Here is a 25588-nt window from a genome sequence, read left to right as displayed (position 1 = left end):
TACTAAAAAAACTACTTCACAAAAATCAAAACAATGAATAAATTAAATTTAAACAAAGAGACTATCTCTAAAATGGACAACGATGAAATGGCAAGTGTAAACGGAGGGATTGAAATCTGTCTTGCTAGTTGTAAAAGAAGTACAAGAAAAGGAAAACCTTGCTGCGAGGATCCAACAAATCTTGTAATTACAATTGAGTAATTAAAGCAACAAACAGGTAACCGTTATTTTGACAAACATCCCATGATAACCAAACCTGAATGTTCTTCTCATAGGAGGTTTAGATTTTTGCCAGCAAAAGGTCTAAAAATTGCTGGCAAAATCTCTCCTAATTTAATTCCATATGTGCATGGAAAAAATAAGTATTAATACGAAGCAATAGAAAAACTACTTCTCAAGAGGTAAAGTTAAACAAAGAAATTCTTTTTTAACAATAAAATTATTTTCTACAGTAGTACAAGACTTATTTCATTCAGAAAAATGATACTACAATTCGACAATCACAAAAGTTGCTTATAAATACACTAAAAATGATAGAAACACAGATAAAAAAAATAGAATCTATTCTTTTTGAAAAAGCTGAAAAAATGGAAATTCCAACAATTCATAATGATCTTGGGGCTTTGATTTTTGAAGCAACATTATATCGATATACGAATGAAGATATCTACAAACAAAAAGCATTAAAGCTTCTTAAAACATTAACTCAAGTATTTGGCGAACGAAATCTAGGTTCTGGATTCTTTGAAGGATTTGAAGGAATATTTTATGTGATTCAATATCTAATGAAATGTAATATCATAGAAGATGAAAAAATTCTAGAAGGGCTTGAAGAATATCTGCTACAATCGTTATCCATTGATTTTAAAACCAATCACTTTGATCCAATGCACGGTAGTATTGGTAAACTATTATACTTTATAAATTCTAAAAACCAGGATAAAGAAAAAGTAAATGGATTAATTGATCAATTTTTAAATTCACTATATGAGCATCGTCAAGAAACAGATCAAGGTATCTTTTGGTACGATCAAAACGAGGATAACAAAGAACTTGTTAATTTGGGTATGGCGCATGGTCTCCCAGGCATACTAGCATTTCTTGTAAGATTAAAAGAATTAGGATACAAACACGAACATATAGATACTTTAATTGAAGGGATTATAAAGAGCTTTATTTGCTTCAAAAATGAGACGAAACTTCTAAGTCAATTTCCAGACTATTTTTCTGAAGATGTACACCTAAGAAATATGAACAGTCGTTTAGGTTGGTGTTACGGAGATCTAGGTATTGCAAATACATTATTATATGCCAGCAAAATTCTAAAAAGAGATGACTTAAAAAAAGAAATTCAAACACTCTTAAATAGTATTGTGCTTAGAAGAATGAGCAATTCTAAACTAGATCATTATGAAGACTATTCTTTTTTTGATACTGGATTTTGCCATGGTCTTAGTGGAATAACTTACATCTTTCAAAAAATCAATAATCAATTAAAAAATACTACTCTAGACAAACGAATTGATTTTTGGAAAAAACAACTACTAGAAAATCTAGAAAAACAATTAAACATACAAGGCGATATCTACTTGCCTTGGTATAGACAAAATGAAGATTCTTCGTATACAATGGATCAAGTCTCTGTTCTTAATGGGTTATGCGGAACAGGATTAGTATTACTATCGTTACACTACAACCAATATGATTGGAGCGACTTCTTTATGTTATTCTAAAACCTTAATTGTTTAAAAAACTAAAAATCGACAGATGGAAAATAATAATCTTTTACAATCAATACTAAGCTATTCAAAGCAACAAAACATTTCTTTGGATAAAGAAGCCTTTGGTTTTAGGTTATTAACACATCCTAAGTACCCAAACATAACATCTGTAATAGATACTTTAGCATATTTTGAAATTAATTGTGACGCTTACAGTGTTGATTTTAAAGATATTGATATAACACCAGATCATTATCTTACGTTCTTAAAAGGTCGATATGCAAAACAAGATCTACACCAAATACAGAAAAAAAACAATACTTATTACCTAGATTCAAAAAAGACTTCTTTGGCTCACCTAAAACAACGTTGGAAAGGTATTGTGCTTTTATTAGATCATAAAACCACAGAAAACCAACCTAGAAAGTCAAAAAACAAATATGCTCTTTCTGCTTTAGTCTTATTATCTATTCTTTTTTTTACCTCACTTGTTAGCAAATACAATACGATCATAGAAAACTTATTCTATATATTTCCAATAGTTGGATTAACACTTTCTATTTTTTCTCTGAAAGATCTATTTAAAATTGACTCAAGGATTTTTAATAAATTTTGCTCAATTTCTTCAAGCGCTAACTGCAATGCCGTTTTGAATTCCAAAAAATGGAAAGTTTTTGAGAAAATCAGTTTTTCTGATTTAAGTTTAGTTTTCTTTTTATCCCAACTCATTTCTTATTTCGTTTTTTCAATCTCTAATAATACCTCAACATATTTTATCTATCAAAAAATACTCCTTCTAGGGAGTCTTCCGATAATTGTTACTTCTATCTATTTTCAAAAATTTATTGTAAAAAAATGGTGTCCTATATGTCTGGCTATACTAACTACACTTGTTATTGAAATGGTTTTTGTTCTAAATACCATAACTCCTCAATTTAATTTTGATACAATACAGTTATTTATAGGCATACAAATTATATTGGTTTTTGGTTGGACTTACCTTAAAAAAATATTAAATAAGCTTAATTACCTAAGAACGCATGAGATTAAATCTACTCGCTTTTTACGTAATTATTCAATATTCAAAAATGCTATTCTGAACAAAAGCCCCATTACTACTATTGCACCAAAAAATACGCTTGCAGATGTAACAATTACACTAGTAACTGACCCTTTCTGCGATCACTGTAAAAATGCTCATTTTTTTCTAGAAGAATTAATTAAGAAGTACCCTGAAAAACTGCATCTAGACATACTTCTTAATGTTGATATCGAAGATGAATACGAGGAGTACAAATTACTTTGTCAACGTTTAATTACTATACAATTAAGTGAAGGAAGACAACATTTTTCCGGTGCCTTAAATGATTGGTTTAAAAACGAAAATGTCTTTAACTGGCTGGATAAATATGGTTCAGAAATAAACGAATCTAGAGCGAATACAACATTTATACATCAAAAAAAATGGTGTGCAAAAAATCAAATAGATTTTGCCCCAGTAGTACTGATTAATGGATATCAATACCCACTAATCTATGATATAGAAAATCTGGATTATTTTATTCAAGATTTGATTAACGACAGTGATTTTTTACATGAGAAACAGGAATATAATGTTGATTTAACACTGGTTTAAACGATATACAAACAGAACATAAAATACAAGAATTTGAAAACTTTTCCTTTCTATAAACAACCCGGAGCCAAAGATTGTGGTCCAACATGTTTGCGAATTATAAGCAAACATCATGGCAAAGTTATTCCTCTGGAAACCATACGCAACTTAAGTCAAACAACAAGGACAGGAAGTTCTTTTTTAGGACTTGCCGAAGCTTCAGAAAACATGGGTTTCAAATCAATTGGTATAAAAACCGATTATGAAACTTTTAAAGAAGATGTGCCACTACCATGCATAGTACACTGGAAAAAATACCATTTTGTAGTAGTCTATAAAATTAAAAATGACAGAGTATATATCTCAGATCCATCTTATGGGTTGATCGATTATAGCAAAAAGGAGTTTGTAGAAGCATGGATTGGAAACAATGCTAATGAAAAAACCCAAGAGGGGCTTATTTTATCTCTGGATACAACACCTAAATTTTATGATACCAATTGGGATAAAGTAAACAATGGTAAATCTGGATTCTCATTCTTATTTAGATATTTATTTAAATATAAAAGTTTAATGATGCAACTTCTAGTTGGATTGTTAGCTGGAAGTTTACTACAATTAATATTTCCTTTTTTAACACAGAGTATTGTTGATATTGGAATTCAAAATCAAGACATCAACTTTATACATCTAATCCTAGGAGCGCAAATTATGTTGTTCATTGGTCAAATTAGTATTGATGCCATAAGGGGTTGGATATTACTGCACCTAAGTACCAGAATCAACATTTCACTAGTTTCCGATTTCTTTATCAAGCTAATGAACCTTCCAATATCTTATTTTGACACTAGAATGACCGGTGATTTAATGCAACGTATTAATGACCATCAAAGAATTGAAAAACTACTAACCAATTCTTCTTTAAATACCCTGTTTTCCTTTTTTAACATCGTAGTTTTTAGTGCAGTTTTGGCCTATTACAATCTTAAGATATTTGGAATTTTTGCAATAGGAAGTACGCTTTTGGTTATCTGGATTTTGTTTTTCCTTAAAAAAAGAAAGGAATTAGATTATAAGCGTTTTAAACAAATGAGTGATGAGCAAAGCAAAACCATCGAACTTATCGAAGGGATGCAAGAAATTAAGTTACATAATGCAGAGAAACAAAAACGCTGGGGATGGGAGTTTATACAAATTAGGCTATTTAAAGTTGCAACTCAAGGGTTAACATTAGAACAAACACAGACTATAGGTTCTACATCTATTAATCAATTCAAAAATATACTCATCACCTTTACGTCTGCCTCTTTGGTTTTAAGTGGTCAAATCTCCTTGGGGATGATGTTATCTATTCAATACATAATAGGTCAATTAAATAATCCTATATCACAATTATTACAATTCATTCAAGAAACACAAGATGCAAAAATAAGTCTTGAAAGGTTAAAAGAAGTTCATGATCAGGACAATGAAGAAAACATAGAAGATGCTAAAGTTTATGAAATTCCAACTGAAGGTGATATAAAAATAGAGAACTTAACTTTTAGGTACATCGGTGCAGAAGAACCAATTATCAAAGACATGAATCTTGTTATTCCGCGTAATAAAAAGACGGCAATTGTTGGAGCATCTGGAAGTGGTAAAACAACTTTAATGAAAGCTTTAATGCGTTTTTACAAACCTAACAAAGGGCTTATTAAAATAGGGGATCAAAATTTTGAAAATATCTCACAAAAAACTTGGAGAGGTCATTGTGGCGTCGTTATGCAAGATGGTTATATTTTTAATGATACCATTGCAAACAATATTGCCTTAGGAGAAGATTACATCGATAAAGACAAGCTTTTACATGCTGTAAAAGTTGCGAATATCAAAGATTTTATAGAAAGATTACCTCTTAGTTACAATACCGAAATTGGAAATGAAGGAGTTGGAATCAGCGGAGGAGAAAAACAACGGTTATTAATTGCTAGAGCTGTGTATAAAAATCCAGATTTTATATTTTTTGATGAGGCTACAAGCGCATTAGATGCTAACAATGAAAAAACGATCATGGAAAATCTAAATACATTTTTTAAAGGTCGAACTGCAGTAGTCATTGCACATCGATTAAGTACAGTAAAAAATGCAGATCAAATTTTAGTAATGGATAACGGAAAAATAGTTGAAAAAGGAACACATAAAGAACTTTTAGACTATAAAGGAGCCTATTATGAATTGGTAAAAAACCAATTAGAATTAGAAAAATTAAATGGCAAGAAACCATTGCCTGCAGAGTTTCTTAATGGTAATTCTGTAGCTACAATTATAAGTTAAAATAATATTTATCGTTATGAATGATATAGAAAAAAATAAACTTAAAGAATTAGAATTACGCTCAGAAGAGGTCCAAGAAATATTAAGTAATCCCCCAAGTTGGATGACTCGTTGGGGGATCACAGTGGTTTTCTTCATTCTAATGTTAATCGTTGGAGCTAGTTGCATTGTAGAATATCCAGATATGGTTACTTCAAACATCACTATTACAACCGAAGTCCCAGTAGAAAAAATTGAAGCAAAAAATAGTGGAAGAATTCTTAAGCTTTTGGTTAAAGATCAAGAATATGTAAAACATGGACAAATACTTGCTGTTATCGAAAATACTGCAAATTTCGAAGATTTCTTACAACTAAAAAGTATCGTAGACACGCTGCGTTTAGACTATCAGAATTTTGAGTTTCCTATAGATAAAACAGCACATTTATCTCTTGGAGAATTGGAACAAGATTATGCCTTATTTGAAAAATCATTTACTGATTTTATTTTGAATAAAAATTTAAAACCTTTTTCTATGGAAGCTATTTCTGGTCAACAAACGCTATCTGAATTAAATGGTAGAATACAAGTATTACAGACTCAAAGAGAACTAGAAAAAAAAGAATTAGAGTTTAGAAAACAAGATTTAGAACGTACCAAAGGGTTATATACCAAAGGTGTAATTTCTAAAGTAGAGTTTGAAAACAAAGAATTAGAGTACTTACAGGCAAGACGTAATTATGAAAACACAAAGATTAATATGTCTCAAATCCAAGAATCCAAAAACAATACTCGCAGAGGAATTCAAGGATCTAATATTAGCAAAATTCAAAACGAAACAAAATTCCTTAAAGATGTTATCTCATCTTACAAACAATTAAAAAGAGCCCTTAAACAATGGGAACAAAATTATTTACTTATCGCATCTATCGATGGAAAAGTAAGTTTCCAAAAATTTTGGGGGAAAAATCAATTTGTAAAAGCCGGAGACAATGTATTAACTATTTTGCCTTCAAAATCACTTTTAGTCGGAAAAATAACAACTCCGGCAATTAATACAGGAAAAATAAAACCTAACCAAAATGTTCTAATCAAACTAGATAATTATCCTTATCAGGAATTTGGAATGGTAAGAGGCGAGGTAATTAGTATGTCCTTATCCCCAGATAACGAAGGCAACTATTATATCGAAGTAAACTTACCAGAAAACTTGCAAACAACTTATGGAAAAACATTATCCTTTAATCGAGAAATGAGAGGTACTGCAGGGATTGTGACAGAAGACTTAAAAGTAATTGAAAGAGTATTCTATCAATTTAGAAATATCTTCAAGTATAATTCATAACCTTTATTAATCATGAAAAACGACAAGAAAATACTTCATGAAATTGTAAAGCATTTTGATGAAATGAATAAAATTGAAGCTTATGACATCACACATAAATTAGAAACACTTTTGTTCTATGCCGACAATCCATTAAATCTAGACAATCTTATTCGTATTATTAATTCTGATATTGATAGTGATCATGAAATAGATCCTTTTCATTTTACCATATTACCTAATGGAAATTTTTGCGAATTTATTGGCCATAACGACTGGATTCATATTTATAAGGAAAACAAAAAAATAATGCCCGAGTGGCTATTATTTGATACCTATTATTACAAAACAAAATATGCCCCACTAGAGTTGCGAAAGCTTACTCGAAAAAATCTTCTAACCGATATAAAAGACAAGCCAGAAGAAAGAAAAGTAAGAACTTTTTTAAAAAAGAAAAGACTCTCTAAAAAAGATATCATTACCAATAAGTTGCTAATTTTAGAAGCTCAATTATAAAAGGTGTTGCAAAAGCGTTGTACCTTTATGCCAATGTACAATCGAATGCAACAATCTATAACAGTTAAAGAAGCTACTAGCAAAATGGAGCGGTATTGTGCATATCAGGAACGTTGTCATAAAGATATTATGAATAAACTGGCTACAATGCACTTAATTCCTGAAGCCAAAGAAAAAATCATTTTACACCTTCTAGAACATAATTTCTTGAATGAAGAACGATTTGCACAAAGTTTTGCCCGAGGAAAATTTCGAATCAAGAAATGGGGTAAACAACGTATAATTAAAGAACTTAAATTTCGTGAAATTTCTGAATACAATATAAAAACAGCTCTTAAAGAAATCTCAGACAAAGACTACCTAACTACCTTTCATGAACTCGCAGAAAAGAAGTTTGATAAAATTCGTGAATCAGAAAAAAACAAACAACGAAAAAAGTTAGTTGATTACCTTTTATACCGTGGCTGGGAGACTCATCTGGTCTTCGAAAAAGTTAATGAACTTATCCCTTTCTAATATACTTTTATTAATAATATTCTTGTTTGTATAAGATCATAATACTTCCTTATTCATTTTCTTTTGAACATAGTTGAATCCATTTCTAATTCAATATTAAAATCATATTCTCATAATTTGAGACCATTCTACTATATGTTTGAATTTGAAAATAACATCTAAAACTTCAAAAAATGAAAAAAACAGAAAAGTGTGACATTAAAGAACTAAACACTGCAGAAATGAGATCAATTGACGGTGGAAATTGGATAGAGGAATACATTCAATATCAAATTGAAAAGATAAAAGACTTGATGAGAGAAGCTGGTGTTTTTGATCAATCTAATTAGAACTAATTACAAATCTTAAAAACAACAAAACATGAAGAATGTAAAGCAATTAAATGTCACAGAACTAAATATTCAAGAAATTACCCAAACTCAAGGAGGAGGGTTAGGAGATTGGATTGATGATATTGTAGATGCAGTAGAAGAAGCTATCGAATGGTACGATAACATTAAAAAATTTACTCCGATTTTATAATACATTTAGAAAAAACAAAACCTTATTATTTAATTTATATAAGGTTTTGTTTTTATATATTATAGTTACTCATTGGTCATCATTAATTAAGTATCCATTCCTTTTATTGGTACGAAGTATAGCTTTTTCATTTTTATAATTCATCCACTTCTCTCCTCTTGTTTTTCGCATAACATTATCAAAGTGTCTCATGATAAAAACATTATATACTGCTTTTATAAAATTTAAAGTTTTCTTAGGATAAGACCTTATACTCATGGAAAAACCAGGTGTTAAATAGGTCATTTGGTGCCAGTATCCTTCTGGCATATACAGTGTCTCACCATGTTTTAGATTTGTAATATAACCTTGAGCATTTTTTAAAGCTGGCCATTTTTTAACATCAGGGTTTTGAAAATCTATACCTTGATGAGAAATCAGAGCGTGAGGGACTTTATATAGATACTTGGTCTGCGAAGGAGGAAATAATATACATTGTTTTTCTCCGTTAAAATGAAAGTGAATAATATTAGCTAGATCAATATCATAATGCATAAATACCTTAGAATTAATTCCTCCAAAAAATAACATCGGCATTTTTTTTAAGAATTTAAATCCTATATCTGGATATTTAAAATCCTTCTGAAGTTTCGGAACCTCTTTAAGTAAATTATATAAAAAAATCCTATAATTAGTCGGTTTGGTTTTGAGCAAATTAATGTATTCACTCATTTTCATGTATGTATGTGGTTCATTAAATTTAAACTCAGACGATAAAGGCCTATCATCATACAAAGGCACTTTTTTTTCGCCAGCTACTTCATTAATGTAATTTAAGTTCCATTTATGATATGCAGGCCAATCTTGGGTTAAGCGTTCTATTACAACAGGTTTTTGCAAAGCAAAATATTCCTTAAGAAATTTCTCTTTGGAAATTGTTTTAACCCTTTTTATTGGCTCTAAATTTAATTCCATTTTCTGCGAACTAATTTTAAAACTTCATGATGTCAAAGACACAAATCATGCTTTTACTTATCTTCTATAATTTCTTTAGCTTTTTGTTTAGCTGTTTCGTTTCTATCTATTGTATGCCCAGGTCTTGTCCATTTCGGTTTTTCTCCAAGAGCTTCATATTTAGAATCCTCGGCTTCAACAGTTTCTGGTTGTGCTTTTTTTACGAAAGGTTTTTGAGGCTGAAGTCCAAGTAACTTAAACATCTCCATATCTGCATTTACATCTGGGTTTGGCGTTGTTAATAATTTGTCCCCAGCAAAAATAGAATTTGCTCCGGCAAAGAAACACATTGCTTGCCCTTCTCTAGTCATTTCTGTTCTTCCTGCAGATAACCTAACTTGTGTATTTGGCATTACAATTCGAGTAGTAGCTACCATTCTAATCATATCCCAAATTGCCACTGGTTTTTCTTCTTCCATCGGCGTTCCTTCAACAGCTACTAATGCGTTTATAGGCACAGATTCAGGCTGCGGGCTTAGTTTTGCTAAAGCAACTAACATACCTGCTCTATCTGCTACTTCTTCTCCCATACCAATAATACCACCACTACAAACGGTAACATTAGTTTTTCTAACATTATCGATTGTTTTTAAACGGTCTTCATAGCCTCTTGTAGAAATTACTTCTTTATAGTACTCTTCAGAAGTGTCTAAGTTGTGATTATACGCATATAAACCTGCTTCTGCTAATCGTTGTGCTTGATTTTCGGTAATCATACCTAAAGTACAACATACTTCCATGTCCAATTTGTTGATGGTCCGAACCATTTCTAATACATCCTCGAATTCCTGTCCATCTTTAACATTACGCCAGGCCGCTCCCATACAAACTCTAGAACTTCCAGAAGCTTTTGCTCGTAACGCTTGCGCTTTTACTTGGCGTACGCTCATAAGATCATTTCCTTCAATATCTGTATGATATCTGGCAGCTTGCGGGCAATATCCGCAATCTTCTGGGCATCCACCAGTTTTTATTGATAATAGTGTAGATACCTGTACTGTATTTTGATCATGATATTGGCGATGAATTGTTGCTGCTTCATACAGTAAATCCATCATGGGTTTATTATAAATATCAAGAATCTCTTGCTTTGTCCAATCGTGTCTTATAACGTTCATAAAAAAGGTATGTGAATCTTCAAAAGTAATTGTTTATAATCAAAAAACACAACTAAGAAATATCAAATTCTTAGTTTTTAATAACAAAAAAACATAAAACTTGTTAATTTCTAAAAGGTGCTTCCAATAAAATGCTCACCGCATTTCCTCCAAAACCTACAGCATTGATCATAATTCTGTTTAATTGTTTTGGTATATTATTATTTTCTATATAAGGTACAGGAATAAACTCTTGATACTTTAACATCAATGTTGCTAATTCCAAACTTAAAATACCACTAGCCCCAAAAGTATGCCCTATTTTCCATTTATTCGTGGTTAGTGCAGGTAACACATCTCCAAAAACGGCTTTTATAGCATTATATTCTGCAAGGTCCCCTTTTACAGTTCCAGGAGCATGCAATACAATAGCATCAACCTCATCTATAGCTGTATCTCCCAAAGCCATTTTCATAGACTTCTGAAAACAATCTGCTGCTGTCGATATTGATATATTGTGCTTTAAGGGTTCGGTTGCATATCCAATTCCTTTTATATATGCCAAAGCATTTTCTTTATTCCCTTTTTCTAAGCAAGCTACAGCAGCACCTTCACCTAAAAACATAGAATTTCTCTTTTTATCCAAGTTCATTGCTTGACAAGGGTAATTCGATTTGTCGGTAGCAGCATAAATCTTAAGGGCTTTCATTTGTGCTATAGTAAAAGGTGTTAATGGTGCTTCACTACCTCCTACCAAAAATTTATCTGCTAGTCCAGATTGTATCCAGGCAACACCATTTAAAACAGCATGTAAAGCCGTTGAACAAGTGATTGAATGACTAATTTCTGGCCCCTGACTTTGTAAATCATGAGCAATCCACGAAGAGATGTTACCTAATGTTGTCGTTGGAGAACTTAAAGTCGATGATTTACCCGTAGCTAGAAATTCCTGATGATATTTCTCAAAAAGTGAGGTTGCACCCCTAGAAGAACCTATATTAATACCAAAATCAAGATCCTGTTTCCAACCAGCCTCAAGTACCGCATTTCTAGCTGCATATATTCCAAAAAGTACAGAGTCATCTAAATCTTTATAGTGATCAGATTCGGTTCTTAGTTCTTGTATAACTTGTTTTGCGCGCTCAGAAAGTTCGGCAACAACAGTTTGTTCTTCATTAAAATCTTTATAAGAAATACAATGCGAAGCTTCCTTATATTTTCTCCATATCTCTTCTGTCGAAATTCCTAAAGATGATATCGAAGAAATCGCTGTAATGGATATTGTGTGTTGCAATTTGTAAATTTTGGCAAATGTAGGGGTTTGATCTGTTTTGTTCAATAGTAATTCTGTTTTTTACATAATTATAACCCTATAATTTCGTAACAAAAACTAGTTTTTAGCTACATATTAATAAACAAAACTATAACAATACAATATGGAAGATCATGGACAACAAAAAAGTTGGTTTGCCAGAAACTGGGGATGGGTAGTTCCTTTAGGAGGGTGCTTAACTATTATCGTCTTATTTTTTGTTTTTTTAGGATCTATGATTTTTGGGGTCAGTAAGTTAATGACCGGTTCTGACCCTTATAAAGAAGGCCTAGCCAAAGTACAACAAGACGAATATGTGATTGAGATACTAGGCGAACCTATCGAGACAAATGGCATGATGCAAGGGGAAATTTCAATTAAAAATAGTGTAGGAATAGCGAATATTTCTGTTCCTATTAAAGGCCCAAAAGGAGAAGCTAAACTTTATGTGGTTGGAAATAAACGAAATGATCAATGGACATATTCAGACATGTATGTGATTATTTCTGGAACAGATGAACAAATAGATCTATTAGGATATGAGCAAAACGAAGACGAACGCCAGAATTAACACTTCCTCTTTAGTAACCTTTGGGCTTCCGTTAACATTAATAGCTGTGATGGTTTTGATTACGCGATCAAAAGTATTCGAAGCACATCCTGATGCCTTATCTGTTGGGGTAACTATTGATTTGTTATTTACTATACCTTTTGTTTATTTTTTATTGATTAAGAAGAAAAACATTCCCAAAACTACCGTAGTTTCATTTTTTGTGCTAGGAGTACTGATTTCTTCTTTTATTATACCTCAAGAACAACAATTTACTCTAAACTGGGCTAAAACTTGGATATTTCCAATCGTTGAGCTAAGTGTTGCGAGTTATGTTTTTTATAAGGTTCGAAAAACAATTCTGAGATATAAGGCTAATGCACAACTAAAACCAGATTTTTTTACTGCGTTAAAAGAAACGTGTATTGAAATACTACCTCGTAAAGCAGCAACTTTAGTTGCTATGGAACTAGCTGTTTTTTACTACGGTTTCATAGCTTGGAAAAAAAGAACTATTGAGAAAAATGAATTTACTTATCATAAAAACAGTGGCACTATTGCACTACTACTAGCTTTGATATTGATTATAGGAGTTGAGACCTATACAATTCATATACTTCTCTTAAAATGGAACGTTATTGCTGCTTGGATTGCTTCGGGACTAAGTATTTATTCAGGTATTCAAATCTTTGGGTTCTTAAAATCTATTGCAAAAAGGCCTATAGTAATTGACGATAATATACTGCATCTACGCTATGGTATTTTAAGTGAAACGAGTATAGAAATTAATTCAATAGAAACCATAGAAATTACATCAAAAGATATCGAATTTGATACTAAAACTCGAAAATTATCTCCTCTAGGTGAACTAGAAGGTCATAATATGGTCATTACCTTAAAAAATGAACAAACACTTACAGGTCTTTATGGAATTGAAAAGACCTATAAAAGAATCGCATTTTTTATCGATACTAAAGAAGAATTTAAAACTACTTTAGAAGATAAAATCAAGAATAGTACTTTGCTTAATGTATCTTAAAGCAATATTCTAATTCATCTATTTTCACCTCTTTAAAAGAAAGTTGTATTTCTTGATCTTCATGACTGTTAATATATCTTCTAGCATAAAACATCTCATCTTCTTGGATATCAAAGACAATTAATAAAAATTGTTTGTCCTTATTGAGATGAACGTAAGCAGTTTTTGATGTATCTCCTAGTGTATCATACTGAACAAGTGTCTTGTTGATCGTATCAAAAATATAATAACTAATATACTTTATATCCCGATCTAGTTTTAATTCTATACCAACTTGATTTTCATAATTTTGTTCAACTTTCTTCCAATTTAACAATAAGTTATCAATCTTCTCATAAATTCTGCGTTTCTTGGCAACACTTCTCATAAAAGATACGGGGGTTTCTTTCCACTTTTTAACATATACTAATGAAAACCATTTATATGCTATAGCTTCTTTAGAAGAAAATTTTATTGAATCTAATTTAGGGTACTTCTGTTTAAATTCATTTATCGAAAGCGAACCTACAGTGTCTATTACTATAGAATCCACTGGTTCGTCAATTTGTAATTCCTTATTATACTGAATTTGACTATATCTTGTACTTATATAAAATTGATATTTCTTATTAACCTCATTGTGAGTCTTTTGGTCTATTGGTATAGATTGCCCATTAACTAAAAAAGGAATTATTAGCAAAGAAAGTAAAAGTGACTTCATGTCAAAAGTTTTCCTCCTACATATCAAACAACATGCCTAAATTGTTTCCAATAATTCTAAAATAGCATTATAAACCTTATCTAACTCTTCTTTTGTAATCACATAAGGAGCAAGAATGTAAATGGTATTTCCTAATGGCCGTAGAAAAACACCTTGTTGCATAAAGTGGTTAAACATCTCATATCGTTTTTTGCCATAGCGATTCATATCAATATTTAACTCCAAAGCATATATAACACCTTTTTGACGAGTAATTTTTACTTTAGGATGGTTTTTTATGGTATTATCAAACGTTGTATGTGAACTTATTATTCGTTGAATGTTATGTTGCATTTCTTCACTTTGCAATAATTCTATCCCAGCCAAAGCTACAGTACACGCAATTGGATTTGCAGAATAGGTATGTGCATGAAAAAACGCTTTTCCTACAGAATCGTCTAAAAATGCATCATATACCTGTTGTGTACAACTAGTAACTGCCATAGGTACAAATCCAGCAGTAAGAGATTTAGACATTGAGATAATATCTGGTTTAAATTCAAGATAGTCGGATGCAAAGGTTTTACCTGTTTTTCCAAAACCTGTCATTACCTCATCAGCAATCGTAATAATTTTGTTCGCTCTACAAAGTTCTAGGAGTTGATCTAAATGGTGAGCTTCGAACATATGCATAGCATTTGCGCCTTGTACTAGGGGTTCATAAATAAAAGCAGCAACCTTGTTTTCTTGAATGATGAATTTTAATTGCTCTAAAACATCATTTATATTTTCTGAATTTGGCGTGGGTATACGTTTTACATCTATAAAAAAGTCTTCAAAAGGACCATTATAAACAGATAAACCTGAAGCAGACATAGCTCCAAAAGTATCGCCGTGAAAACCATCTTCAAACGCAATAATAGTATTTCGTTTTTCTCCTTTATTAAAATGATATTGCAATGCCATTTTAATACCTACTTCGTTAGCCGTAGAACCATTATCCGAGAAAAATACTTTTTCTTGATTATCCGGTAAGATTTTAATTAGTTCCTCCGATAATTTTATAGCTGGTTCATGTGTAAACCCAGCAAAAACAATCTGATCCAATTGCTGCATTTGCTGCTGTACTTTCTCTAAAATATAGTCATTACAATGCCCGTACATAGCAGTATACCAAGAGGCAATCCCATCGATATACGTTTTTCCACTTTCGTCGTATAACAATGCTCCTTTTGCTTTTATAATCGGCAATGCATCTGGATGAATTTTATGCTGCGTTAGTGGATGCCATAAATGTTTTTTATCTCTTTCTTTTAAGGTCATATTGCTATACTACTTATATTATTTGTCAATACATTTTCTAAAAAGATGTACTAAACACATCTCTTTTCATCATCTATAATTTCAGTACACAGATGAGTTATAAAATCAATTTCAGAATACAGATGATGTGCTTTATTTTTATAGATTTTATTATCTATTTCATTTTTCTTGAACCATTCTACATTGGGCTTATACACATCATCTCCTCCAAAATAAAGTTTAATCTTAGCCTTAGGGATTTCATCTTCATATCTCAATCTTGTCGAAGAAACACTATAAAAACGATCAATATCTAAACCTTGTAATCCTGCTTTCCATGCAATGGTACCCCCAATACTAAATGCCAGAATATTGATTTTCTTTTTTTCTAATTTTAAAAGTTTTTGAACTGCATTATCGATTCCTTTATCAATAAATTGTTGATGTCTCTTGGTTTCTAATGTACTAGAAGTATTAATCTCTCCTAAACGACAAGAATCGTAAACTTTAATCTCAAAATCGCTCTCTAAACGTTGTAGGTAGTCTTGTATCCATACGGCATTTTCAATACCCCACAAATCAGAAAGGAGTAACAATTTCGGTTTCATTGTTTTCACAACTTAAATTTCAAAAATTCAATTAAAGTAATTCTAATTTTTCCTTAAATAATGCTGCGTATTCTCTTACTACATTTTGATCAAAATATGGCTCATCATCTATCCTACCAATTACTGATACATCTGTCATGTTACGAATAACATCCTCGGTTGTTTTATGCTCATCTCCATTAAAGATAACCGACACATTAAATCCTTGTTCTTTTAAGATCCAAATAGTCATTAACGTATGATTAATACTCCCCAAATAATGCCTTGAAACCACAATAACCTTATATTCTGATGCAATTAGATCTAAAATAGTGTCTTCTTGATTAATAGGTACTAAAAGTCCTCCTGCTCCTTCAATTACCAAATGATTATCTGTTTGAGGTAAAACTATCTCATCTAATTTAATTTCGACTCCATCAATTTCTGCTGCAGCATGTGGACTCATAGGGGTATTTAGCGCATAACTATTTGGGAAAAAATGCGATTTTGAATTAGATACCAACTCTTTTACCTTATGTGCATCAGCATAGTCTAAATCTCCGGCTTGTATTGGTTTAAAATAATCTGCACTTAATGCCTCTGTGACAATCGCCGAAACTATAGTTTTGCCCACATCGGTACCAATTCCAGTTATAAATATTTTTTTAGGGTTTTCGTTTTCTATTTTCAACATATTCGTATGGGTTTACGTCTTTGCAAAAATAGCTAACAACTCTATAACTTTGGTTATTTCTTTTTTAGAATTAAAGCTATGCAAACAAAAACGTAATCGCTCCTTACCTTTTGCCACTGTAGGAGATTTAATTGGCTTTACATCAAATCCTTTTTCTTGAATTTGCCTAGCGACTTTTTCTACATTCTCATTTCCTGAAATTATACAACAATGTATAGCAGAATTACTTTTGATAAATATTGAATCTAGTTCTGTTTCTTTGATTTTTTTATTGAAGAAAGAAATGTTTTCGACTAATTTTTGTGCCTCTACAGAATCTTGTAATTCTTTATAAGCAGTTTGTATGGTTGCTAATGAATGTGGTGGTAACCCCGTTGTGTATATAAAGCTTCTAGAGAAATTGATTAAATAACTCTTTAAATCTTTACTTCCTAAAATAACTGCTCCATGACAACCCATTGCTTTTCCGAATGTATTGATCCTTGCAAAAACTTGATGTTCTAACCCAAGTTCCTGTACTAATCCTATTCCATTTTTTCCAAAAACTCCCAAGGCATGGGCCTCATCAACAACTAATTGATAATTTTTATTTTTACAAAAAGATACAAGCTTTTTTAAATCTGGAGAATCGCCATCCATAGAAAAAACAGATTCTGTAACAACATATACTTCATTATCGTTTTCTAACTTGGCAGAAAGTGTCGTTATCTTTTCTTGTAAATCATCTATATCATTGTGCTTAAACTTATAAGACTTAGCAATACCCATCTGCAGTCCATCTCGAATTGAGGCATGAATCAATTCATCATAAAAAATAATATCTCCTCGTTGTGGTACCGAAGAAAAAAATCCAATATTGGCATCATATCCTGAATTAAAAATCAAAGCTGCATCTGCATAATGAAACTTTGCCAACATTTGCTCGGTTTCTATGTAAAAATTATGATTTCCAGAAAGTAACCTAGAACCTGTAGCTCCGTTTCTAAAGGTTTTTTTTTCTTCTAACAACTTATGGGTTTCATTGAAAATATCTTTTGACGATGCAAAACCTAAATAATCATTCGATGAAAAATCTACCCAACCTTTTGAACCAGGAAGTGTGCGCAACGCATTATTTTGCGCTCTATCAAATAGTTTCTTTTGAAGTTTTTTTGGCAACCCTTCCATAGGGCTAAAATACAATAAATTAGTAGTACGAAATACATATATACTATTATCTAAAATATTTATAAAATATTCTTTAACGATAAAAAAATATTGATAAACAATAATTTTTTGTATATTTATTATCGATAAACAATAATTATTATCAATATGAAGAATAATACAACACTTCTTAGAGTCATCACATATGTTGTCCTTATTTCTACAACATCTATATTAATAAATGATATCCAAGAATTTAATTTTGAGCAATTCAAAAGTTTTGCAAGCTGGTCAAAATCTGTAAACAAAAATGAAAATTGGTTTACATCAAAAAATGCAATCATGTGGAGTTACTACATCATAATAACAGCTCTTTTCTTTTGGAGAGGGTATCTAATTTATGGTTTTACTCATTTTGTTTCTATTTTAAAAGAAATAGAAAAGGAAAACTACTTTAGTCAAAAAAACATTAATTACTTCAAAAAAATTGGAAATGTTTTTATTACATACACTATTAATGTTCTTGTTTTACAATTTTTACTTTCTGTAATACAAGGGGCATCTTTTAACTTTTTTAAAGAACTTAAAAACGAATTTACCTTTTTAATCCCTTGCGGACTCGCTTTTTATTTACTTGCAGAAATATTCAAAAGAGCCAAAACACTAAAAGAGGAAAATGACTTAACCATATAATTATGCCCATAACCGTAAATCTTGACGTAATGCTTATTAAGCGAAAAATGAAAAGTAAAGAATTGGCACAAAAAATTGGTATAACTACTGCCAATCTTTCTATCCTTAAATCAGGTAAAGCCAAAGCCATACGATTTTCTACGCTCGAAGCCATTTGCGAAGCTCTAGAATGCCAACCTTCTGATATTTTAGAATATAAACCTTAGACCATAATTTTAATAATTATATTTAATTTTGTCTATTTAAAACACTTTTAAAATGAGGTTATTTACCGCTTTTATTTTATTTTCATTAGTCTCTTTTGCTCAAACCAAAAACACGTATCATATTTCTTTTGAAAATGCTGTTCATCATGAAGCCAATATAAAAGCTACTTTTTCTAATATAAAAACAGACATTTTTTCTTTACGAATGAGTAGAACATCACCTGGCAGATATGCTTTGCATGAGTTTGCCAAGAATGTATATAATGTTATTGCTACAAATAGTAAGGGTGAGGCTGTAAAAATAACACGCCCAAATCCACACCAATGGGACATTTCTGGACATGATGGAACCGTCACTATTTCATATGTTTTATTTGCTGATAGAGGAGATGGCACCTATTCTCAAATCGACGAAACCCATGCACACCTTAATATTCCTGCAACTTTTATATATGCCCCAAAACGTAAAGATCAACCAATCGATATAGTTTTCGAGCCTAGAAAAGATTTAAATTGGAAAATCGCTACACAACTCAACGCTATCGGAAACAATACATTTACTGCTCCAAATTTGCAATACTTCATGGATAGTCCTGTAGAGCTTAGTAATCATGCAACACGTGAGTTCAAAGTTGGCTCTAATGAGTCCGAATACACTATAAAGTTAGCCTTACATCATTTAGGAAATGAAGAAGAAGTAAGCACTTATTTTGAAAAAATAAAAAAAATCGTAGTACAAGAAAAAGCAGTATTTGGAGAATATCCAAAATTTGATAATGGCACTTATACTTTTCTTGCTTGTTATATGCCCCAAGTATCTGGTGATGGTATGGAACACAGAAATTCAACAATTCTTACCAGCCAAAATAGTCTCGCCAATGAAGGGATGAAAAAAAATATCGGCACTGTTTCACATGAATTTTTTCATGCATGGAACGTAGAACGCATTAGACCAAAAACACTTGAACCTTTTGATTTCGAAAAAGCAAACATGTCTGGAGAGTTATGGTTTGCCGAGGGCTTTACGAGTTATTATACTGGATTAATTTTATGTAGAGCTGGTATTATAAGTCAAGAACAGTATATAAAAGGGTTAAAAGGATCGTATAATTATGTGTGGAACTCACCTGCATTAGCATATTTCAACCCAACAGAAATGAGTTATCAAGCTCCGTTTGTAGATGCTGCAACATCTGTTGATCCTGTGAATAGAGAAAATACATTTATTTCTTACTACTCTTATGGTAGCGTTTTAGGTTTAGCCTTAGACCTATCATTAAGAACACTTAAAAACGATCGTAATCTAGATGGTTATATGAAGTTGATTTGGCAAAAATATGGAAAAACAGAAGTGCCTTATTCTAAAGAAAACCTGCTAACAAGTTTACAAGAATATGCCGGAGATGATTTTGCTAATAACTTCTTCAAAAAATATATTGACGACAGCAAAATTCCTGATTACAAAAAACTATTTGCTGATTTTGGTATCGTTATAAATGCTAATTCAGAAAAATCACACCTAGGTGCGTCTATAAAATTTGACAAACATAATAATGCTATTATTTCTAACTATTCTAAACAAGGCACTCCTATATACAAAGCTGGATTAGATAAAAATGATATCATTTTATCCTTAAACCAAGAATCGTTCACTAGTCAAGGCGAACTATCCAAAATACTCGAAAAATATAAGCCTGATAGCAAAATAGAAATTCTGTACAAAAGATTTGAAAAAGAAATCAAAACAGAAATTATTTTAAGTAGCGATCCAAAAATTGAAACAGCCCTACTACCGAAGCCTAATAAAAAAGCTATAGAAAACCGTGAAAAATGGCTAACCGCTAAATAACAACTATTATGAATATAAACTTTACTATCGCCACTAGTGAAGAAGAATTGCAGCAAATCATAACTTTACAACGTAAAAATTTAACTGCTTCAATATCTACAAACGAAAAGCAAAAAGAAGGTTTCGTAACTGTTCAACATGATATTGAAGTTCTAAAAAAAATGAATGATACGCAAGCCCATATCATTGCTAAAAGTGGTGACACAGTAGTAGGGTATGCTCTTTCGATGGTCAAAGAATTTCAGGATGAGATAGAAATATTAAAACCGATGTTTGTTAAAATAGACGAAATCCTAAATCCCACAACCACTTATATAACTATGGGTCAGATTTGTATCGACAAGGCTTATCGAAAACAAGGACTTTTTAGAGGACTATATCAAACCATGAAAAAAGAATTAAGTAAAAAATACGAACTACTTATCACTGAAGTAGCTGCTAGTAATACTCGTTCTTTACAAGCCCATTATGCAGTAGGTTTCTCTGACCTATTAGTGTATACTTCTAATGATGTAATTTGGCATATTGTACAGTGGGATTGGCAATAAAAAGGGCCATAAAAGACCCTTTTTTCTAGTTTTCATTATTTACTGAATACCCAGAAAAGGGTTATAGGTATACACTTTACTAAAATTACCTAATCCATTAAAATATTCATCAATTAAATGAGCTGGATAGTATGCTAAACCACCAGCAAGTAATCCTTGGTTTCCACCGTCGTTTCTATCATCCCAATTCCATGGAGCATTAGCAGTACCATTACCATAAGATTTTTTGAAAGATTTACCGTTACTAAATAAACTAGTATTAAACCTCTGATCCCACATACCATCATTTTCGAAAATATTAATCAACTTATACTTCACGTTTCTATCATAAATATCAGATGGGTGTTCGCTAATTGTTTTACTTGGATAATACACTACATAATCATTGCCTCCTGGTTGTTGTTTTGAATGAGCCTTTATACCATGTCCTTTAGCTTCTGCCGAAGTCTTGAAACGGATAACACCTCTATCATTCTGTAAAGTTAATGTCCCATCTACATCCTGATTTCCACTTATAATTCCAGAATTGGGAGCTTTATAAGAGTAAAAATCAGAATGAAAAACAGTCACTATTCCCAACGCCTTACCATAAGAAGAATTGTCTTTTTCTACTATTGTTAATATACCTTCAAGGTCGTTTTCATGTTCATCAATTCTATATAAAAACCATATATCGGTCCAATCTCTCGGGTGAAAAAATGCGTATATAATAAAATAATGTGTTGATGTTTCTACAATAGAATAATAACCCACGGCTTTACCTTTTCTGGTATTGCTTGCTATATTGTTCCAATTATTTTTTGCATTTAGATCTCCATCAAAGTCATATCTGGTAATAAAATCTGCTTTTCCGTTTAATCCATGAGAACCTGTACGATCTACATCTTGATAATGTATCGGAGCGTGATGATAGGCAAGATCATTATAGAAATTTTGGTTCTTCTGAGTCTTACGTTGGGATTGTGTTTGAATAAAATCATCACCTTTTTCACAACTAAAAAACACTACGATTAGTATAAGAAAGATTAGCTTGTTTTTCATTTTTTAATAGGTTTTATGTTAGTTTGCGCTTCTAAAATTACTTTATAATAGCTCTCAACATATTACCTATAGATTAAGCAATTCTCATCAAAAGTTATCTTTACTACTAACAACACCTTTTTACACTTTTATAATTTACGAACTATCAGTATCATTGATTAATCTGCCATAACGGTACAGGAAGAGTTGTATAACTTATCACTTCATGAAGATGTTTGCTTAAAACCAATCCTATTTAAAGTAATCTATTCTTTAACATTGATTTGTACGATTGTCCAATAGGAATGTTAGCTCCTTCTAATCTTATTTGATTACCTACAATGCTTTTAATAGAAAAAATATTTACCATAAAAGAACGATGTATTCGTATAAATTGATCTGCCGGCAACATTGTTTCAAAATGAGAAATAGATTCGTGTATCAATAACATTTCTTCTTTTAAATACAGTTTAGTATAGCTTCCGTAACTCTCCAAATATTTAATATCCGTTAATTTAACATGATGCGTCTCTTTATCTCCTTTTAAAAACACACTAGAACTAGTAGCTTCTGTAGCTTTTGCTGTTTTCTTTGGCACTTGCTCTTTTACTTTAATAATTTTGGTATATGATTTCAAAAAACGTTCAAAAGAAAATGGTTTTAATAAATAATCGCACACTTCTAATTCATAACTCTCTACAGCAAATTCTGAATACGCAGAGGTAATTACAATCATTGGCGGGTTGGTTAAAGTTCGCAAAAAATCCAATCCTTTTAATTTTGGCATTTCAATATCCAGAAATATTAAATCTACTTGTTCTTTTTGCAAAAGAGAAATAGCCTCAATGGCATTGTAGCAATTACCAACTAAGATTAAATCGGTTAGTGATACCGCATAATCTTCTATTATTGTATGCGCTATAGGTTCATCATCAACAATGATATAATTCATAATCTAGATATTAAGTAGTAAACTTGCCTTATAAATATTTCCTTCTGTGACAATATTAAACACGTAATCTTTTGCATATATAATCTCTAATCGCTTTTTTAGATTTTCTAAACCAATCCCTTTTGAGCCATTAGAATCTTCTGATAAATCGAAGTTATTACTAACTTCGAATCGGATTTGATGATTTAAAACCGTTAAGTTTACATCTACAAAGGCATTATAAATCATTGAATCTACGCCATGTTTAAAAGCGTTCTCTAACAAGATAATAAACAAAAGCGGAGTGATCGTTACATTTTCGCATTGTATATTTTTAGTAAAAGTAATCGCTACTTTTTCATGATGTCGTATTTTTTGTAATTCAATGTAATTCTCAAGGTATTCTATTTCTTCTTCTATTTTTACTTCATTTTCTTTTCCTTTATAAATAACATAGCGCATAATTTCGGAAAGTTTTAAAATTAAATCTGGAGTTTGATCTGATTTTTGTTTCGCTAATCCATAAAGGTTATTTAATGTATTAAAGAAAAAATGAGGATTTACCTGTTGTTTTAACAATGCCAATTCGGCTTTTGCTTTATCTGCTTTTAGGTTTTTAAACCATTTCCATTGGTCATAAATCCATAATATGATAAATAATGGTAAGGGAAATAAGAATAGTATGAATACATCTAAATTTTCCTCGTGTGTTCTGCTACGTATCAACGTTATAAATAAAATAAAAAAAGCAAAAAGTATCCCGTAGAGACCTAAAATTAAAAATCTGTATTTCTGAAAGAATTTCGGAACTAATACATAAAAAACCCCTAACCAAAATAAAGTCAGTAACACAAATGTTATCGGATTATCAGGAACTCCCATATAGTCATCTATAAAAAACATAATTATAAAAACTACAGAGAGCGACGCTAACTTTATCAAAATAAGCTTGCGTTCTTTTAAGAAATTAAGTCCTTTTTTATTTTGATACTGTTGCACATACCATGACCAAAGAATATAACTACTAATTATAAAGAACAAAAATATACAGCTAACTCCTAAAACTTTATAATCCAATAGTCGTCCTAATATAAACCCTAACAACGCACCTACCCAACCAAGTATCATTACATAAAAAACCTTCTTTTTTCTGTGAAAAAGCAGTGCGTGCATAATCATAGAAACTACTAATCCCCAAAAAATAAAACCGATTAAATTAAAAAGTATTTCTTTTGAATCAACCCTTATAAAATCAACATATACAAGCCCTTGAACAATAATATAAAGGACAGCAAATCCATACGGGATAGCTTGGTATTTCTTTAAAAATGAAATCATAGACCAAAAGTAATAAACCTACATGCATTTTGATAAGTATGTGCACAGACACTATCAAAATCTATACGAACACTTCTTTTTTTATTACGAGCAACATTGGTTTCCTTTTTTAAACTATCTATTCAATATTGATAGTGTTTATAAAAATTACTGGATTAGTTTTTTTACTCATTATATGTTCGTACCAAAATCAAAACTAATTCTTATGAACACATTACAAATAACTAATGTATCCAAAACCTACGCTAATGGTGTAAAAGCACTGGATACCATTTCATTAACCATCCATAATGGAATGTTTGGATTACTGGGACCTAATGGAGCTGGTAAATCTTCCTTAATGAGAACAATAGCAACTTTACAAGAACAGTCATCGGGAAATATCCTTTTTAACGAAATTGATATTGTAAAACATCCACAGGAATTAAGAAATCAATTAGGGTACTTGCCACAAGAGTTTGGTGTTTACCCAAAAATCTCTGCACAAAAACTTTTAGATCATCTAGCTATTCTAAAAGGAATCATTAATAAAAAAGAACGCAAAGAACAGGTTGAGGCTCTATTGCTACAAACCAATCTATATCAACACCGAAAAAAAGCGGTACATACTTTTTCTGGAGGAATGCGACAACGATTCGGGATTGCTCAAGCATTGCTCGGTAATCCCAAACTAATCATTGTCGATGAACCTACAGCTGGTTTAGACCCCGAAGAACGCAATCGTTTCTTAAATCTCTTAAGTGAAATAGGAGAACATATTATTATCATCTTATCTACTCATATTGTAGAAGACGTAAAGGATTTATGTTCTAATATGGCTATACTTAGTCAAGGCAAAATTATTACCGAAGGCATTCCTGCTAAGCTAACTGAAAAGTTAGAAGGCAAAATCTGGCACAAGATTGTCAAAAAGCAAGATCTAAAAAGTTATCAATCTGCTTTTAACGTAATTTCTACTCGCTTGATTTCTGGTAAAACACAACTTCATATACTCGCCGATAAAAAACCAGAAGCTGGATTTGAGCCTATACACCCAGGATTAGAGGATGTATATTTTAGCACACTACAAGGATAAAAAACAACTACAAAATTTAC

At 31.2% G+C, this 25588-nt stretch carries 27 protein-coding genes; 16 read left to right on the top strand and 11 right to left on the bottom strand.

Going from position 1 to position 25588, the window contains the following annotated elements; translation table 11 throughout:
• Positions 1-33 precede the first annotated feature (33 nt).
• The 9 genes from AWE51_RS26605 (at position 34) to AWE51_RS26595 (ending at position 8509) form a co-directional block, all read left to right on the top strand.
• Entirely contained in the window at positions 34-201 is a 168-nt protein-coding gene (locus AWE51_RS26605) for a class I lanthipeptide (RefSeq protein WP_157766144.1), read from the top strand.
• 329 nt (positions 202-530) lie between these two features.
• Entirely contained in the window at positions 531-1733 is a 1203-nt protein-coding gene (locus tag AWE51_RS17090) for a lanthionine synthetase LanC family protein (RefSeq protein WP_066315769.1), read from the top strand.
• A 34-nt stretch (positions 1734-1767) separates the two neighbouring features.
• A complete protein-coding gene (locus AWE51_RS17085; protein ID WP_066315767.1) occupies positions 1768-3357 on the top strand; it encodes a vitamin K epoxide reductase family protein in 1590 nt (529 codons plus the stop codon).
• A 33-nt stretch (positions 3358-3390) separates the two neighbouring features.
• Positions 3391-5652, top strand: a complete 2262-nt coding sequence (locus tag AWE51_RS17080; RefSeq protein WP_082832491.1) for a peptidase domain-containing ABC transporter — start codon at positions 3391-3393, stop codon at positions 5650-5652.
• A 16-nt stretch (positions 5653-5668) separates the two neighbouring features.
• Positions 5669-6976 carry an HlyD family secretion protein gene (locus AWE51_RS17075; protein WP_066315763.1) on the top strand — a complete coding sequence of 436 codons (1308 nt, stop codon included), beginning with the start codon at positions 5669-5671 and terminating at the stop codon, positions 6974-6976.
• Between the two features lie 12 nt (positions 6977-6988).
• Positions 6989-7471: a hypothetical protein gene (locus AWE51_RS17070; protein ID WP_066315761.1), complete on the top strand. Its 483-nt coding sequence runs from the start codon at positions 6989-6991 to the stop codon at positions 7469-7471.
• 45 nt (positions 7472-7516) lie between these two features.
• Positions 7517-7987: a regulatory protein RecX gene (locus AWE51_RS17065; protein ID WP_232517402.1), complete on the top strand. Its 471-nt coding sequence runs from the start codon at positions 7517-7519 to the stop codon at positions 7985-7987.
• Between the two features lie 173 nt (positions 7988-8160).
• Complete coding sequence (locus AWE51_RS26600) at positions 8161-8316, top strand: hypothetical protein (RefSeq protein WP_157766143.1); 156 nt, start codon at positions 8161-8163, stop codon at positions 8314-8316.
• A 31-nt stretch (positions 8317-8347) separates the two neighbouring features.
• Positions 8348-8509: a hypothetical protein gene (locus tag AWE51_RS26595; RefSeq protein ID WP_157766142.1), complete on the top strand. Its 162-nt coding sequence runs from the start codon at positions 8348-8350 to the stop codon at positions 8507-8509.
• Between the two features lie 69 nt (positions 8510-8578).
• Here the strand turns inward: AWE51_RS26595 and AWE51_RS17060 are convergent, their stop codons facing one another.
• From AWE51_RS17060 to AWE51_RS17050, 3 genes are all read right to left on the bottom strand, one after another.
• Positions 8579-9463 (bottom strand): cupin-like domain-containing protein, encoded by an 885-nt coding sequence (locus AWE51_RS17060; RefSeq protein WP_066315759.1) that lies wholly within the window; start codon positions 9461-9463, stop codon positions 8579-8581.
• 53 nt (positions 9464-9516) lie between these two features.
• On the bottom strand, positions 9517-10620 hold the full coding sequence (gene bioB, locus AWE51_RS17055) for a biotin synthase BioB (protein ID WP_066315755.1): 1104 nt from the start codon (positions 10618-10620) through the stop codon (positions 9517-9519).
• A 103-nt stretch (positions 10621-10723) separates the two neighbouring features.
• Positions 10724-11893, bottom strand: coding sequence for a beta-ketoacyl synthase N-terminal-like domain-containing protein (locus AWE51_RS17050; protein WP_066316370.1), 1170 nt, complete (start codon positions 11891-11893; stop codon positions 10724-10726).
• A 142-nt stretch (positions 11894-12035) separates the two neighbouring features.
• On the opposite strand from AWE51_RS17050, the gene AWE51_RS17045 reads away from it, so the two are divergent.
• Positions 12036-12482 carry a cytochrome c oxidase assembly factor Coa1 family protein gene (locus AWE51_RS17045; RefSeq protein WP_066315754.1) on the top strand — a complete coding sequence of 149 codons (447 nt, stop codon included), beginning with the start codon at positions 12036-12038 and terminating at the stop codon, positions 12480-12482.
• Entirely contained in the window at positions 12451-13500 is a 1050-nt protein-coding gene (locus AWE51_RS17040) for a hypothetical protein (protein WP_066315752.1), read from the top strand. The genes AWE51_RS17045 and AWE51_RS17040 overlap by 32 nt, the downstream gene beginning before the upstream one ends.
• Here the strand turns inward: AWE51_RS17040 and AWE51_RS17035 are convergent.
• The 5 genes from AWE51_RS17035 to AWE51_RS17015 are packed head-to-tail and all read right to left on the bottom strand — an operon-like array spanning position 13487 to position 17929.
• A complete protein-coding gene (locus tag AWE51_RS17035; RefSeq protein ID WP_066315750.1) occupies positions 13487-14200 on the bottom strand; it encodes a hypothetical protein in 714 nt (237 codons plus the stop codon). The two genes, AWE51_RS17040 and AWE51_RS17035, sit on opposite strands and share 14 nt — an antisense overlap.
• A gap of 36 nt (positions 14201-14236) precedes the next feature.
• Complete coding sequence (gene bioA / locus AWE51_RS17030) at positions 14237-15502, bottom strand: adenosylmethionine--8-amino-7-oxononanoate transaminase (RefSeq protein ID WP_066315748.1); 1266 nt, start codon at positions 15500-15502, stop codon at positions 14237-14239.
• 50 nt (positions 15503-15552) lie between these two features.
• On the bottom strand, positions 15553-16089 hold the full coding sequence (locus tag AWE51_RS17025) for a hypothetical protein (RefSeq protein WP_066315745.1): 537 nt from the start codon (positions 16087-16089) through the stop codon (positions 15553-15555).
• Between the two features lie 31 nt (positions 16090-16120).
• The gene (bioD, locus tag AWE51_RS17020) at positions 16121-16762 is read right to left on the bottom strand and encodes a dethiobiotin synthase (protein WP_066315743.1); all 642 of its coding nucleotides are present in this window, start codon (positions 16760-16762) and stop codon (positions 16121-16123) included.
• 12 nt (positions 16763-16774) lie between these two features.
• Entirely contained in the window at positions 16775-17929 is a 1155-nt protein-coding gene (locus tag AWE51_RS17015; RefSeq protein WP_066315740.1) for an aminotransferase class I/II-fold pyridoxal phosphate-dependent enzyme, read from the bottom strand.
• A 147-nt stretch (positions 17930-18076) separates the two neighbouring features.
• On the opposite strand from AWE51_RS17015, the gene AWE51_RS17010 reads away from it, so the two are divergent.
• From AWE51_RS17010 to AWE51_RS16995, 4 genes are read left to right on the top strand one after another with little or no spacing between them, the layout of a single operon-like run.
• Positions 18077-18601, top strand: coding sequence for a DUF2975 domain-containing protein (locus AWE51_RS17010; RefSeq protein WP_066315738.1), 525 nt, complete (start codon positions 18077-18079; stop codon positions 18599-18601).
• Positions 18602-18603: 2 nt separating this feature from the next.
• Positions 18604-18807, top strand: a complete 204-nt coding sequence (locus tag AWE51_RS17005) for a helix-turn-helix domain-containing protein (RefSeq protein ID WP_066315736.1) — start codon at positions 18604-18606, stop codon at positions 18805-18807.
• 52 nt (positions 18808-18859) lie between these two features.
• Positions 18860-20656 carry a M61 family metallopeptidase gene (locus AWE51_RS17000; protein ID WP_066315733.1) on the top strand — a complete coding sequence of 599 codons (1797 nt, stop codon included), beginning with the start codon at positions 18860-18862 and terminating at the stop codon, positions 20654-20656.
• Positions 20657-20664: 8 nt separating this feature from the next.
• Positions 20665-21204: a GNAT family N-acetyltransferase gene (locus AWE51_RS16995; RefSeq protein ID WP_066315732.1), complete on the top strand. Its 540-nt coding sequence runs from the start codon at positions 20665-20667 to the stop codon at positions 21202-21204.
• A gap of 39 nt (positions 21205-21243) precedes the next feature.
• Here AWE51_RS16995 and AWE51_RS16990 read toward each other — a convergent pair whose 3' ends face one another.
• From AWE51_RS16990 to AWE51_RS16980, 3 genes are all read right to left on the bottom strand, one after another.
• Entirely contained in the window at positions 21244-22245 is a 1002-nt protein-coding gene (locus AWE51_RS16990; RefSeq protein ID WP_066315731.1) for a hypothetical protein, read from the bottom strand.
• Positions 22246-22480: 235 nt separating this feature from the next.
• On the bottom strand, positions 22481-23176 hold the full coding sequence (locus AWE51_RS16985) for a LytR/AlgR family response regulator transcription factor (RefSeq protein WP_082832490.1): 696 nt from the start codon (positions 23174-23176) through the stop codon (positions 22481-22483).
• 3 nt (positions 23177-23179) lie between these two features.
• Positions 23180-24493, bottom strand: a complete 1314-nt coding sequence (locus AWE51_RS16980) for a sensor histidine kinase (RefSeq protein ID WP_082832489.1) — start codon at positions 24491-24493, stop codon at positions 23180-23182.
• A 205-nt stretch (positions 24494-24698) separates the two neighbouring features.
• On the opposite strand from AWE51_RS16980, the gene AWE51_RS16975 reads away from it, so the two are divergent.
• A complete protein-coding gene (locus AWE51_RS16975) occupies positions 24699-25568 on the top strand; it encodes an ABC transporter ATP-binding protein (RefSeq protein WP_066315727.1) in 870 nt (289 codons plus the stop codon).
• The last annotated feature ends 20 nt before the right edge of the window (positions 25569-25588 follow it).

Source organism: Aquimarina aggregata (assembly GCF_001632745.1).
Taxonomy (GTDB): domain Bacteria; phylum Bacteroidota; class Bacteroidia; order Flavobacteriales; family Flavobacteriaceae; genus Aquimarina; species Aquimarina aggregata.
This window is presented reverse-complemented; position numbering and strand designations above follow the sequence as displayed.